The 14,686-nt window shown below is 50.2% G+C and carries 9 protein-coding genes; 7 read left to right on the forward strand and 2 right to left on the reverse strand.

Annotated elements, in window-relative coordinates:
* Positions 1 to 543 precede the first annotated feature (543 nt).
* Positions 544 to 1,485, reverse strand: a complete 942-nt coding sequence (locus MKY82_RS05650) for a DUF1861 family protein (protein ID WP_194541109.1) — start codon at positions 1,483 to 1,485, stop codon at positions 544 to 546.
* Positions 1,486 to 1,638: 153 nt separating this feature from the next.
* Between MKY82_RS05650 and MKY82_RS05655 the strand changes: the two genes are divergently transcribed.
* The 7 genes from MKY82_RS05655 (at position 1,639) to MKY82_RS05685 (ending at position 12,121) form a co-directional block, all read left to right on the forward strand.
* Complete coding sequence (locus MKY82_RS05655; protein WP_194541110.1) at positions 1,639 to 2,487, forward strand: helix-turn-helix domain-containing protein; 849 nt, start codon at positions 1,639 to 1,641, stop codon at positions 2,485 to 2,487.
* A gap of 274 nt (positions 2,488 to 2,761) precedes the next feature.
* On the forward strand, positions 2,762 to 3,676 hold the full coding sequence (locus tag MKY82_RS05660; protein ID WP_194541111.1) for an ABC transporter permease subunit: 915 nt from the start codon (positions 2,762 to 2,764) through the stop codon (positions 3,674 to 3,676).
* 11 nt (positions 3,677 to 3,687) lie between these two features.
* On the forward strand, positions 3,688 to 4,584 hold the full coding sequence (locus MKY82_RS05665; protein ID WP_194541112.1) for a carbohydrate ABC transporter permease: 897 nt from the start codon (positions 3,688 to 3,690) through the stop codon (positions 4,582 to 4,584).
* Between the two features lie 110 nt (positions 4,585 to 4,694).
* A complete protein-coding gene (locus MKY82_RS05670; RefSeq protein ID WP_194541113.1) occupies positions 4,695 to 6,317 on the forward strand; it encodes an extracellular solute-binding protein in 1,623 nt (540 codons plus the stop codon).
* 94 nt (positions 6,318 to 6,411) lie between these two features.
* Entirely contained in the window at positions 6,412 to 9,459 is a 3,048-nt protein-coding gene (locus tag MKY82_RS05675; protein ID WP_339295701.1) for a glycoside hydrolase family 38 C-terminal domain-containing protein, read from the forward strand.
* Positions 9,456 to 10,124 (forward strand): SGNH/GDSL hydrolase family protein, encoded by a 669-nt coding sequence (locus MKY82_RS05680; RefSeq protein ID WP_194541115.1) that lies wholly within the window; start codon positions 9,456 to 9,458, stop codon positions 10,122 to 10,124. Before MKY82_RS05675 ends, MKY82_RS05680 begins: the two co-directional genes overlap by 4 nt.
* A 371-nt stretch (positions 10,125 to 10,495) precedes the next feature.
* Positions 10,496 to 12,121 carry a hypothetical protein gene (locus tag MKY82_RS05685; protein ID WP_339295702.1) on the forward strand — a complete coding sequence of 542 codons (1,626 nt, stop codon included), beginning with the start codon at positions 10,496 to 10,498 and terminating at the stop codon, positions 12,119 to 12,121.
* 115 nt (positions 12,122 to 12,236) lie between these two features.
* On the opposite strand, the gene MKY82_RS05690 is transcribed toward MKY82_RS05685, so the two are convergent.
* Positions 12,237 to 14,528 (reverse strand): helix-turn-helix domain-containing protein, encoded by a 2,292-nt coding sequence (locus MKY82_RS05690; protein ID WP_339295703.1) that lies wholly within the window; start codon positions 14,526 to 14,528, stop codon positions 12,237 to 12,239.
* Positions 14,529 to 14,686 lie beyond the last annotated feature (158 nt).

Below are 14,686 nucleotides of genomic sequence, written 5' to 3' on the forward strand. Positions count from 1 at the left end.
CACCTCGTATTAACATTTCCTCCAATTATAGCGCACATCGGTTTAAAAAGTATACGTACTTGGGCTGCATTTTGGAAAAAGATTATGTCGAATAGGTGGGTGGTTTTCGGGAATAAAGCAGAAAAGGGAGGAAAATGATATAAAAGATTTGAATTTCGTGAAGGTCTGTATTACTATGGGGTCAAATAAAGTATGTGTTTTCATTCGCTTATCATAATAACTTCGAGATGGAACACTTTGCAAAATGAATGGCACTATATTACACCGTAAACAGACATAGAAAAGAGCCGCTGGGGAATCCAGCAGCTCGATGCTTGGAATTTCATCTAGTACAGGTTGTTCAAAAAGCCGTCTTCCAGGACGAAGCAGATCAGGAAGCGGACTCGACATCGAATCTTCAATCAGTCGGGCCTACCGTTGCTCACGTACCCACTACAGCAGATGCTTTCGAAGGCGTTTTCTGCGAAAACGTGTAGCTCCGCTACTCATTCCCTAGCTTCATCCAACCTTCTCGGTTCTGTAAACCGACTTTTTGAACACGCATCATAAGGTTACAATAGCGCCTTCCTTTTCGAACGGGTAGTCGATGACGATACGCGCTGCTCCGGTATCGCCGATGCCGCTGTACAGATTGACCTTGCCGTCGGGACGCATTTCAATGCCGGCGGTGAACGCGCAGTCGGTCAAATGTGCCTTCTTGGCGGGGCCATCCGGATAACAAGGACGGGTGCCGATGATGTTCAAATCCGAAAATTGATTCGTCTGCGGGTCCAGTACGAAAGCCATGTTCATGTAAGTCGATGTATCTCCCTGAGCATAGCAGATATGGCCGATGACGCCGATCTTCCCGCTTTCGAGTAAGTAGGCCTGGTTGCAGCCGCCCCACTCATCCTTGCGGAACAGTCCACTGATATATGGGGCGTTCTTGATGACTTCCGGTGACAGTGCGTCTAGGCTGTCGATGACAGTGAATCCCACTAAGGATTCGCTTCCGAATTGCTTGCGTACTTCTTCGCTGCGTGGTCTTGAGAAGACGCCGATCCTACCGTCTCGGAGCTCTACGAGCCGAATATCCTTCATATAATCCGGACCGGTCGTGAAGTAGTAAAGATCATGAAGATCGCGGCCTTTGTAGAAATAGCCGTAGAAAGTATCAAGCCGCCCCTGTTTGTTACGAACGTGCGTGCCGCCTAGTACGAGCTGTTTGTTGATCACGCTAATATAAGGATCTTCAAGCTGATAAATCATCGTATTCGGGACGGCTGTCCACTCGTCCGGTCCGCTCTCCTCGAACAGGCGAACCCAAGATCTCGCCCACTCATGGCGTTTCTCCACGCGTCCGTATATGTAGCGCCTGCCGTTCCATTCGAACGGAATCGAAGGATTGTAAACATCGAAGCCTTCGACTCCGCGAAAGACAAGCTTGGCGCTTTCATAAATGCGTTTGTTTGCTTCGAATTGCTGACGCTGTTCCAATAAGTTCATTCGTGGCAAATCTCCTTTCAGGCTTTAATAACAACTCTATCCTAATCGAAAGTGCTGCTTTCAATCTTGCTCTATTTTTGAATGCTTTATGGTGTTTTGACATCGGAGGATCGGAGGAACTAGTCAATATACAAATAAGGAGGGATATCGCATATGTTGAAGCTTCTAGCGGCAGACGGCATTGATTCTGAAATTCAGGCTCACTGTCGACTGATCGCTTCGGTGGGCGATACGATCGGCATGCATACGCACGACTTCTTTGAATTGTTTCTTATCCTGAAGGGAAGCGTTGTGCATGTCATTAATGGCAAAAGGCAGCTGCTGCAGGAAAATACACTCGTGTTCATACGGGACCGGGACGTTCATTACTATGAGCAGACGACGGATAGCGATTGCCAATTCATCAATCTGTCGTTCAATCGAGAGGTCCTGGACGACCTGATTGCTTTCTTGGGAGAAGGGTTCCCAAGCGAAAGACTGCTTGATCCGGCTATGCCGCCGTCGACCGTGCTGTCCAAAATGGAGAAGGAATACGTGCGGTACCGGCTGGACCAGCTCAGTCTGATCCCGCAGGAGAAGAAGCTGGCCGTCAAAGCGGAGGTAAGAGCCATCTTGACCGACCTGTTCTCCAGGTACATCAAGGCCGAAGCGGATCCAATAGATCTTACCGGACAGCCGGAATGGTTTAAGGCTCTGTGCAGAGATGCGAAAGAGAAAGAGCACTTCACACGGGGAACGGCTGCGCTTGTTGAGCTGTCGGGCAAATCGCATGCCTACGTATGCAGAATGTTTAGGAAGCATCTCGGGATGTCCCCGACCCAATACATTAATGAATTGAGAATGTCCTATGCCGAGAATTTGCTGCTGAACACGGATATGGAAATCGTGGACATCAGTCTTGAGATCGGACTTGACAACGTCAGCTACTTCTACGACTTATTCAAGCGGAGGCATAATTTAACGCCGTATCGGTATCGCCAATTCGGAGCTATTCAGAGATAGTATGCTAATTTTCGGTGAGATTATAAACTTTTTTATGTATTGACGATAAAAATAGTATGTGTTATTTTCTACTTAGCATAATAACTTGTGAGACATCATGATGATCATATCTATAGGGGACGGTAGAGAAAGCAAATGTGTTTTCGACGAACGTTAGGATATAGTCTGGGGGTGAAAATGAATGCGCTTACATATGTAGCTAGGCTCATGCTTCCTCGAGCCATAGCACCAACAGAATCCGATCACAACATGTTAACAGTCAGGAGGTGTTCATTTGAAAACAACCAATAACAGGCTGGTGGCCAGAATCGTCAAGCACCGCTATCTCTACCTTATGGTGCTTCCCGGCTTTCTGACGCTGTTAATCTTTCACTATTTTCCGATGTACGGAATATTAATCGCTTTCAAAGATTTCAACGCATCCAAGGGGATTTGGGGAAGTGAGTGGGTAGGGGTAAAGTACTTCACTTCTTTTTTTAACGATCCGATGGCGTTCAGGGTATTAAAGAATACTTTGCTTCTCGGTTTGTATACTTTATTTTGGTCATTTCCGGCACCGATTATATTAGCACTGTTGTTTAATGAATTGAAAAACAAGGGCTTTAAGAAGCTTGTGCAGACGGTTTCTTATTTCCCGCATTTTATATCGGTCGTCATTGTTGCGGGGATGCTTAAGGAATTTACGGCGAGAGACGGTTTGTTTAACCATATTGTCGGCTTCTTCGGCGGAGACCCGATCATGTTTCTTCTCGAGCCTGACTATTTCCGGACCATCTTCATCTCTTCCGGCATATGGCAGGGCGTCGGGTTCGGCACGATCATCTACCTTGCTGCATTAAGCGGAATAGATCCTACGCTGTATGACGTAGCCGAGGTAGACGGCGCAGGCCGATGGAAGAAGGTTTTGCACATTACATGGCCGTCACTCAAACCGACCACCATAATTTTGCTGATTTTCGCCGTGGGGGGAATCCTCGGAAGCGATTTCCAGAAGATTATTCTGCTTTATTCGCCTGAGACTTACGAAGTAGCGGATGTCATCGGATCCTATGTTTATCGGCAAGGTATACTGGGCGCGCAATACGAGTACACGACGGCCATCGGATTATTCATGTCGGTTATTTCCTTTACGATCCTTTACTTGACCAATTGGTTAAGCCGGAAAGTATCAGATACGAGTTTGTTCTAGGTGGTGGAGTGTTGAAAAAGGCTAGCTTGGGTTCCAGAGCTTTCGATGTATTCAATGTTGTTATCATGCTATTCATCCTGATTGTCGTGCTGTATCCGATTCTGAACATTATCGCGACATCGCTAAGCGGCACGCGTTACATCTCTTCCGGGAGCGTAACCATTTGGCCCAAGGGATTTAATCTGGAAGCGTACACGACGGTATTTCAGGATCCGTACATTTTTAAAGGGTATCTAAACTCGATCATTTATGCGACCGGCTCTACGGGCATCATGCTGCTGTTTACGGCATTGATGGCTTATCCACTCACGATCCCGGGATTTGCGGGCAAGAAATTTCTTACCCTTTTCCTCATGATTACGATGTTTTTCGGCGGCGGTTTAATCCCGACCTATCTGCTTATGCGCGGTCTGAACCTGTTGGATACGGTCTGGGTCATGATTCTCCCCGGCGCGATCAGTGCTTATAATGTGTTTCTATTTCGGACCTTCTTTCTGAATATTCCTTCTGAACTGAAAGACTCCGCCTATATCGATGGAGCGAGTGATTTGGTGGTTCTTTTCAAGATCATACTGCCGTTGTCGAAAGCGCTTTTTGCAACCTTTGCTCTATTCGGTCTGGTTGGAAGCTGGAACAGTTGGTTCGAGGCTTTGATTTATCTGCGAGATCAGGATAAGTATCCGTTACAGATGGTGCTCCGAAACTACCTGTTTACCTTGGATACGACTGCGATTCAAGGACGAGTAGGCGGCGGATCCGTTGCCATCAATGCCCCGGGGGAAATGCTTGATCCGAAGGCGGTACGAATGAGCGTCATTATTATTACCATGTTTCCGATCATGTGTATTTACCCGATCTTCCAGAAGCATTTCACCAAAGGGATATTCGTCGGCTCCATCAAAGGCTAAAGCAGCGGAGCGGCGGTGCAAGCAAGCTGAGTGTGCAGTCATTGATGACAGTTAATGAATAGCAGATTTGAAGAAGAAGCGGTTAATTGTGCAAATTAGGGGGAAATGGAATGAACAAATTGGCAAAGAAGCTTGTCCTCGGATTGTCCCTACTGATGGTTTTTTCCGGATGTTCGAATAATTCCAAAAATACGGATACCCATGAAGAGAATCAAGAAGTCATGCGCTTTTCGGTCACGCTGCCTGCGAACGGTGTGGATAATCCGAACAGTCTGGTAGGCAAGGAATGGCATAAACGCATGGAAGCTTATATGGGCAAGAAGGTGGAAATTGAATATAACTATATTCCGTCTTCCGAATATGACGAGAAGGTCAAACTTATGATCGCAAGCGACGATCTGACAGATTTCTTCGTGACGCCTTTATTCTATGATACGACCGAAATGGCCGAACAAGGCCAGCTTCTCGAGTTAGGCCAGTATAAAGATTTGATGCCGAACTATATGAACTACATTGGCAAGGTAAAAAACGGGATGAAGCGGGTTACGGATGCCGACGGCAACATGTTCACCTTTAAAGAAACCTCCACGCCTAGATTCCCCGAGGATCGCGGCATGCTCATCCAGAATACGTCTGCCTACCGCTATGACGTGTTCGAGGCCAATAACATCAAAATTCCGGAAACACTCGATGAATTTTATGGGGCTGCCAAAAAACTTAAAGAGCTATACCCCGACAAATATCCCGTTGCGACAAAGTGGAACAGCTTGAGATCGTTGTTCTCCGCGAACCATATCCGGGATGAAATTTTCTGGGACGGCGAGAAATACGTATACGGGGTTCTGGAAGAAGGGTATAAAGATGCGCTGCAGTTTGCGAATAAGCTCTACGCGGAGAAGCTGTTAGATCCGGAGTACACGATTGATACAGATGATACGTTGAAAAGAAAAGCGTTGAACGGCGACAATCTCATGTGGCTGACGCAGTGGTTTACGACGCCAGCTGAGTATACGAGAACAGCGGGCGACGGCAAGATATTCGCAGTTTCGCTGTATCCCGACAATCCGAAGTACGGAAAGGCCTGGCAGGAGGTTGTAAACGGCAATACGCCTGACTTGGGCTGGGGAGCCTACGGCATAAGCTCAAAAGTGAAAAACCCTGAAGAATTGATCAAATTCATCGATTATCAGTATTCGGATGAGATGATCCAGCTCATCACTTGGGGAATTGAGGGCACGACCTATACGATCGGAGAAGAGGGTGTTCCGACCTTTGTCGACTCGCTGAAAACGGCCAAGGATCCATGGTTGGAGGGCGATAAATACGGCATGCGCGCAAGTCGGAACCATAACCCTGGATTGCAGATGGTGAGCGATGCAAGAGCGTTCGTCGATTTTGCCGCGACAGACTATACGGTATTTAACGGCAAATACGAAGAGGTGCCGATTGAGAAAGCGCAATTCCTGACGAGTCTGCCCATGCCCGAGAACGACTATGTTCCTTCTTGGTTGAGCGAGCCGTCGATTCAACTCACGGGAGATGAAAGCCAGCGGATCTCGGAGATCATGAACCCGATTAAGACGTTCGTTACGGAAGAACAGGCCAAATTCGTAGCAGGTAAGAACAGCTTCGATCATTGGCAGGCATTTATCGATAAGGTCCAAAAAATGGGGAACATTGATGAAGCGCTGAAAATTTATAATGACGCTGCACAAAGAGCTCTAGCCAACTAACAGAGATTGTCCCTCCGTTCCCGACCGCCGCCGGCGGCAGTAAGTCGCAGAGCGATAGGATTAAAGATAACGAAACCATAGGATGTGAGAAAGCTTGAGTGAAAAAAAAGAGATTTTATTTCATGCCGAAAAGCTGCTAAACAAAAGACATCAATTTATGATGACGAAGCTTTCCTCTATAGATTTTTCCGGTTTTACAACAATGGAACAACTATTCATCCATGAAATGGATGGGCGACCGTTTGAGCGCATCGCCCCGGGTCAACGGTGGGGGGAAAAGTGGGGATACGGCTGGTTCCGCTCGATGATCGTCGTTCCTCAGGAGGCTGAAGGCAAACGTCTTGTGGCCTTGCTTGATATTGGATCCGAAGCGACCGTATATATTAACGGCATTGTGAGCGGCGCAAAGGACCTTAACCATCATTACGTAACGTTAACCCGTTCGGCGCAAGCCGGCGAGCGATTCGAAATTATCGCGGAAGCGTACGCCGGCCAAACGGATTCTCAGCCGATGTTCGGAGAGTCGCAGCTCTGCATTTTTGAAGAGGAAGTCTACCAATTTTTCATCGATATGGAATGTTTGTACGATCTTCGCAATCATCTCGATGCCAAATCCCTTCGCGTTGCGGAGATTGATCGTTGTTTGACTCAGGTGTTTGCCACGATCGACCTGACCCTGCGTCAGGAATTATTGGAAGAGAACGTAAAGCAGTGCCGGCAGATGATGGAGCCGCTCTTGGCCTGCATGAACGGTTCAACGGCGCCGACCCTGTACCTTATGGGACAGTCCCACCTGGATGTCGCCTGGCTGTGGCCGATCGCGGAAACGAAGCGGAAAATTGCGCGGACCATGTCCAATCAGTTGGCGCTCATGGACGAATATCCGGAATACACTTACACCCAAAGCCAGCCGTATTTGTTCCAGGTGGTCAAGACGCTGTATCCGGAGTTGTATGGGCGCATTAAACAGGCGGTAAAGGAAGGGAGAATCATACCCGAAGGATCCATGTGGGTGGAGCCCGATACGAATTTACCCAGCGGCGAGAGTCTGATCCGCCAGGCGCTGCACGGCAAGGGGTTCTTCAAGGACGAATTCGGCGTGGACAACGAGATGCTGTGGCTGCCTGACGTATTCGGTTATTCCGGCAACCTGCCGCAAATCATGAAGGGCTGCGGGATCCATTATTTCGCGTCTACAAAATTGTTCGGTACTTATGATAATGTAGCGGACCCGTTCCCGCATAATACGTTCCTGTGGGAAGGGATCGACGGTTCGCAAATTTTGACGCATCTGATGAACTACGGCGATTACTACCCGATTCGGATCAATCCGTCGTTCTTGATCCATCAGTGGAGCGATCGTGTGCAGCTTGAGGGAATTTCTACGCGACTCACGCAGTTCGGACACGGCGACGGAGGCGGCGGCTCCAATCGGGATGATCTCGAATTTATGCGCAGGCTCGGTAATTTGGAGGGCGTTCCCAAGACGAAGCATGGCTCGCCGATCGAATTTTTTGAGGATCAGATCGAAAAAGGCATCCCTGATGCCAAATACGTAGGAGAGCTCTATTATCCCGCCCACCGCGGGACGTATACGACGCAAGCGATCATCAAAAAGCTGAACCGAAAGGCGGAAATCGGCTTCCGCGAGGCGGAGCTTTGGGGAGCTGCCGCGGAGCTGCTGGTTAATCGGAACTACCCTCACGAGGATCTGGACCGGCTATGGAAGACCCTGCTGTTGCACCAATTTCACGATATTCTGCCGGGCTCCTCCATCCATCGTGTCCATGAAGAGGCGAAGCTTGAGCTGATGGCATTGAATGAGAATGTGTACGACATGGCTACGGATACAAGGAATGCGCTCACGGACGATGATGCCTCCCGGGTTACCGTCTTTAACTCGCTATCCTGGTCGAGAAAGGAATTGGTCGCGTTGCCAGCCGGCGTTCATGGGATTGCGGACGGGAACGGAGCGGTTATGCCGGTGCAATTGTACGAAGGCGTTCGTTATGCCGAGGTAGAGGCGCCTTCCATGGGCTGGTCGACGTACAAGGCTGAAGCGGAAGCGTCGGATGCTCCAGCAGCATCGGCGGTCCTTGCAACGGAATCGAGTCTGGAGAACGAATGGATTGCACTCGAATTGAACGAACAGGGCGAGCTTACTCGTATTTTTGACAAGGAGACCGGCACGGAATGGGCGGCGGATCGCTGCAACGTCATGCGAATGTATCGGGATCAAAATTCGGATTTCGATGCGTGGGAGATCGATCGGCGCTACCGCTTGGCACCCGTCGAGCTGAATACGAGCGCCAAGGTATCCGTTACCGCGAACGGCCCGCTCTTCGCGAATATTCGGGTTGAGCGCGAACTGAACCAATCGACCCTGGTCCAGGATATCCGGCTTTGTGCCGGCAGCCGCCGGGTGGAATTTCATACGACGATTCACTGGCGCGAGAAGAACAAGCTGCTAAAAGTCGATTTCCCTGTTCGCGTTCATGCGAACGAGTCGCTGCAGGAAATTCAGTTCGGTTACGTCAAGCGGCCGAATCATGCTTCGCGTCCGCATGATGCGGATCGATACGAAGTTGTTCAGCATAAGTGGTCGGCGCTTGCAGAAGCGAATCGCGGCTTTGCGCTGCTTAACGACTGCAAATACGGGATCTCCGTCAACGACAATACTCTGAGCCTAACGCTGCTTCGGGCTCCGACGTGGCCGGATGAGACGTCCGATCAGGGGACGCATCATTTTACATATGGATTTACTTTCTGGAACGGAGCGTTCCTGGGCAGTCCTGTCGTACGGGAAGCCTATGAGATGAACTATCCTATCAGCCTCGTGTCTGGAGGAGGCCGGGAGGAGCAATCGTTGCTCTTTGTCGATCAAGCCAATGTGATCGCGGAGACGGTCAAGCTTGCCGAAGACGAATCGGGCGATTGGATCGTGCGTCTGTACGAGAGCAAGGGAGCCTCCGTAGCGTGCGGGCTTCACTTCGGCCTGTCCGTTGCGATGGTTTATGAGGCAAATATGCTGGAGGAGAGAATGGTTGAATTGCCGCACGAGGGCGGAAATGTATTGCTACAATTCGGTCCGTTCGAGGTGAAGACGATTCGGCTCCAACGGAGTGGGAGGAATAAAGGATGAAGCTGAAAGAAGGGCAACGCCTAGTCATGATCGGCGACTCGATCACGGACTGCGAACGTAAATATCCGTACGGGGAAGGGTTGTTCCAGGGCGTCGGCAAAGGGTATGCCGCACTTGTGGACGGGATGCTGCAGGCGGCATATCCCGAGCTCTCCATTCGCGTGACGAATATGGGCATCGGCGGCAATACGGTTCGGGATTTGCAGGCCAGATGGCAGACGGACGTACTGGATCTGAATCCGGATTGGTTAACGGTTATGATCGGCATCAACGATGTATGGCGGCGGTTCGACCAACCTGCTATCCCGGAGTCGCATGTGAGCCTTGAAGAATATGAACAGACCCTGGAAGAGCTGGTGCGATCGGCACTTCCCGGCTTGGAGGGACTCGTGATTATGACACCGTTCTATCTGGAGCCGAATGACCAAGATCGCATGCGCAGCCGGATGGACGAGTTCGGACGGGCTGCCAAGCGGGTTGCGGAGCGGGTAGGTGCATTGTTTGTGGATACGCAGGCTGCTTTCGCCAGCCATTTCGAATACGTGCATCCGACTGCGCTGGCGTCCGACCGGGTGCATCCGAGCTTGACGGGGCATCTGCTGCTTGCGCGCGCACTGCTGGAGGCGATCGGCTTCGATTGGTCGCGCATGCGAGTCGGATCCTGACGTCAACTGCACTTAGTTGTAGCGTTCCTACTTTATATTGTGGGGCTAGTAGAGCCAGTGCTTCCTTCATCAGCATGGAGCAGGTAATCCGCTAAATGCTTGCAGAGCTCGGTGCGAAGTTTCTTCGAAATTCGCGCCGAAGCTTACATCCGCTTATGCTTGTCGATCCGTATGTTCTGATTGAAAATGTACGTCGCTAGGTCCTTTTTTTATTGCTCGATCCGCGTATGTGTTCCTCTCCAAGTTGAGAAAGGAGGTGGTTATGGAGGCGTTTCGTACCCATGGCTGTAGAAATAGGGTTCGAACAGACGGTATCCGGTCAGCAACGATATCATTCTATCAAAATTACTAGAAGTCGGGAGGTAAGAGTTATGAAGATGAAGCAGTGGAAACGTGCGGGAATTTGGACATGCATCATACTGACGGTCATGACGGCTCCAGGCGCCGTGGTGACGGCGCAGGCTGCGGAAAGCAGCGCGGAGCCACATCTGAGCAATGCAAAGAAAACGGTTCAGGAGCCGTTCATGATCAAGATCGTGGATGCCGAGACGGGCCGGGGCATTCCTCTTGTTGAGCTGAAGACGACGAACAACATTCTGTATTACACGGACAGTGCCGGTATCGTGGCTTTCAACGAGCCCGGCCTAATGGATCAGTCGGTCTTCTTTCATTTGTCGAGCGACGGTTACGACTTCCCTGCCGACATGTTCGGCAATCGCGGGCAGGCCGTACAGATCACGCCCGGGGGCATGCTTACGATCGAGATGAACCGGGTCAACATCGCGGAACGGCTGTATCGGGTTACGGGACAGGGTATATACCGCGACAGCGTACTGCTTGGTTTGAATGCGCCGATTCAGGAGCCGCTGATCAACGGTCTGGTCATGGGACAGGATTCCGTGCAGACGATCGAGTACAACAATAAGCTGTACTGGTTCTGGGGCGATACCGACAGACCGGCTTATCCGCTGGGGAATTTCCGCGTAACGGGAGCGACTTCGAGTATGCCGCAAAACGGCGGGTTGGATCCTGACGTCGGCGTAAATCTGAACTATTTTACGAAAGACGACGGCTTCGTCAAAAGCTTGGTGCCGCCGCTGCCCGACGGCGCCGGTATAGCCTGGGTGTTCGGTTTGATGACCGCCGAGGACAGCACAGGACAGGAGCGTCTGCTCGCCGGCTACAGCACGCATAATCCCGATCTCACCGCCTTCGGCATTCTTGTCTTTAACGACAATACGAAGGAGTTTGAGCAGGTCGTCCAGTTCCCTTCCAAAGACGATTGGCGCCATCCGGGAGGCCAAGCAACCTATTATGAAGAGAACGGGTCGGGTTACTGGCTCTTTACCGAACACCGGATGCCGAATTTGCGAGTTGCCGCCAGCTATGACGCCATCATCGACTATACTCAATACGAATCGTTTACGTGCTTGACGCCGGGAACGGCATACAACGGGGCTCAAACGTCGCTGGAACGAGACGAGGACGGCAAGCTCGTATGGGGCTGGAAAAAGAACACGCCGCCGCTTACCCAAAGTCAAGAGAAGGAACTGATCCAACTAGGGCTGATCCAAGCGGATGACCCGCATTATTATCAGTTGAAAGATGCCGATACCGGCGAAGCGGTGGAAATCGCCTCAAGCTCCGTCGAATGGAACGATTACCGGCAGCGTTACGTGATGATCGGGCAGCAGCTGCAGGGCAAGACGTCGGTGCTCGGGGAAATCTGGTACGCGGAGGCTCCGGCCCCTCAAGGCCCTTGGACTACTGCCAAAAAGATCGTAACGCATGACAATTATACTTTTTACAACGTGGCCCAGCACAAAAACTTCAACAAGGAAAGCGGCCGAATTATCTATTTCGAAGGCACCTACACGAATACGTTCACGGATCATATCCCGACACCGCGGTATAACTACAATCAAGTCATGTATAAACTCGATCTGGCGAATCCGGAGTTAGGGCTAGAGCCGGTTCAAGTAACGACCGGTATATAGCGTTAGAGCGCCAGACCGTTATTGATGAACGAATAAGGACCTTTCCGTAAGCGCTGTGGGGCTTTACCGGAGAGGTCCTTTTCGACTTGAGCTTGTTCCTGCAGAACAGGCATACCTAGCTGCCGCTTCTCCATGATAAGCTGGGAGGAACGATATCTTTAACGGCGGAGTCCCCGTGGATTTCCCGATACTGCTTCGGAGTAAGATTCGTGAACTTCTTGAATGTGGCGAAAAAATGCCCTTTGGATATGAAGCCGCATTGATCTGCGATCTCCAGCACCGAGAGCTGGCTGGATATCAGTTTCTCCTTCACTCTCTCGATTCGTTCCTGAAGTATGTACTCGGACAATGACACGTTCATGATCTCTTTGAAAAGCTGCCGGATATAGCTCACGGAGAAGGAAAAATTGTCGGCTACCTGCTCGATCGACAATTGCGCATCCTGCAAGTGGTTGTCCACGTACTCTTTGATCTCCAGGACGATTTCTTCCTTGCGGCTTGAAGATTTCGGAACCTCGGTCTCGGACGCGAGCATTGTCACGATGCTCTCCAGCCATGCTTGATACTCGGACAGCGTGCTGTACCGCTCGAGTAATTGATGAATGCTGCTGATTTCGTGCAGGACGCTGGATTTGTTGAAGTTCTTGAGCAGATCGTAGGTAAAGTAGGTCAGGTTAAGCTTGCAGTCGCGATAAGGAAGTTCATGGACGTGCTTCATATGCTGACGCAGCAGAGCGAGCGCGCTCTCCGGGCGGCCGCGGCGGATCGACTTGATGATCTCGGCTGTCTCCAGCGCCTCAGACGCAGAAGGATACCCTGCCATAAACTCTTCATAATCGCTCTCCAGAAAAATTTGCTTCTCTCCGTTAAGAAATCGCAGCTTCGTCAATTCGTAGATATGATCATAGATGTTTCGGATATTGGCGCCGAAGTCATAGGCATTGCTGACTGCGGTGGTTGTATCAACGTTCAGGATACGTGCAACCTGATTCTGCGTCTCCTCCAGAAGACGTTGTAGTTGAAGCCCGCCGGATGCATGGCCCCCAACGACCAGAATGATATGGTCGCCGCCCATATCCAAGCCTTCGGCCGCATAAGAACCTGCACCAATCACTTCTTCGCTAATATTGCGTATGGCGTACTTGATCAATTTCCGGGAAGGGAAATCGTAACGTTCGCAAAAGACCGTATAGGCTTCGATCCGAAGGACGGCCAAAAACAGAGCTTCACAGGAGGCCAGTTTGGTCTTGGTCTGAATATATTCGTAGCACTTGGTACCCGGCGTACCGTGGAGCATCCACTGGGCGAGAAGCTCCGTTCGAACGAGCTCGGATTGGTTTCTCATGGATGCATGAAGCTGTTCCACATTGTTCAGAAGCATATCGATGCCGTCATTGATCCATTGGATATCCGGCCTGGCATCTGACGTGGCATTTGCGAATGCAACCTTTCCCTTCAGCTTTTCCGACAAGAAGGTGATGGAGCGCAAGGAACGGCGAGAACTCCAGAAGAACAACAAGGAGAGGAGTGCCAATAGAAGCAATGTATACGTTATCAATTTTTGCTGGAATAAGGAGATATGGCGTGTCAAAATATGATACTCGTTCGAGTAGTATACCGACCAATTTTCAGTAGTCAGCTTGGCTGTATTAACGAACCATCTCTGATGCGGGAGCCGAACTTGAAAATCGCTGTCCTGCTGCTCCCGGCTCGCTTGATATAGCTGTCCGCTCAGCGCGGGATTAGACACGCCCAATAGAAGTTGCCCGTGCTCGTCCAGAATCCGAATGTCTTGTTCCGAGGAGACCGTTTGGCCGAACAAAAGCTTCGACAGCAGCGGTTTGTCAACGAGCAGCACGAGATAGAAGTCGGACGGCTTCTTGGGGGTTGCAGGCAGAATAAGGGCCAGGGAGTCCGAGCCATCCAGCGAATGATTAAAGAAGCGCAAATATTGGGGGTGGAATGACTCCACACGCTTCAGCATGCTCTGGTCGGCGAAGGATTCATTGCGGACAATTCCGACTTTGGAATCGACGACAAGATCGAGCTTCAAATTAATTAGATAGGATCGCTGGATGAGCGGTTCGGTGGACATGAAATTGGATTGGGCGACGAGTGCAGCATGGTTGATGAGCGGATCGTTGCTTGTATTGAAGAACCAGTTCTGAATATTCTGATCGGCGTACATGCTGAGCCCGTTAGCTTTCAAATTGCCGAGAATCATTTCGGCCTTCGAAGCCAGGTTGTTGACTTCGTTCTGCGAACTGCTGCGAACCTCCAGCATGGTGTATTTTGCGAATTCCGCAGACAGTAGATAGACGAAAGGAATAATGGAACAGATCAGAACGGTGGTCAGTAAAAGAAAGGTTCGAAAATAGGTCTTCTGTAAAATAGGTTTGATCCTCATATAATGCCAGCACCCCTTGCTGATGGATTGACGGTTTAAGGGTATAACGTAACTGTTCGATAGAAGAAACGAACCGGGACCTCCTTACTCAATCATATCCTGACCCTTGTGTGAAGTCCTCATTTTGACAAAGTAGAAATTAAGATGATACCGAAAGT

Origin of the sequence: Paenibacillus sp. FSL W7-1279 (genome assembly GCF_037969845.1) — a bacterium.
In the GTDB taxonomy this organism is placed as follows: domain Bacteria; phylum Bacillota; class Bacilli; order Paenibacillales; family Paenibacillaceae; genus Paenibacillus_AQ.

What these genes read in the sequence shown, in the direction of transcription:
- MKY82_RS05670 (WP_194541113.1), top strand. Translation starts at nt 4,695, where the DNA reads ATGAACAAATTGGCAAAGAAGCTTGTCCTCGGATTGTCCCTACTGATG.
- MKY82_RS05680 (WP_194541115.1), top strand. Translation starts at nt 9,456, where the DNA reads ATGAAGCTGAAAGAAGGGCAACGCCTAGTCATGATCGGCGACTCGATC.
- MKY82_RS05650 (WP_194541109.1), bottom strand. Translation starts at nt 1,485, where the DNA reads ATGAACTTATTGGAACAGCGTCAGCAATTCGAAGCAAACAAACGCATT.
- MKY82_RS05685 (WP_339295702.1), top strand. Translation starts at nt 10,496, where the DNA reads ATGAAGATGAAGCAGTGGAAACGTGCGGGAATTTGGACATGCATCATA.
- MKY82_RS05690 (WP_339295703.1), bottom strand. Translation starts at nt 14,528, where the DNA reads ATGAGGATCAAACCTATTTTACAGAAGACCTATTTTCGAACCTTTCTT.
- MKY82_RS05655 (WP_194541110.1), top strand. Translation starts at nt 1,639, where the DNA reads ATGTTGAAGCTTCTAGCGGCAGACGGCATTGATTCTGAAATTCAGGCT.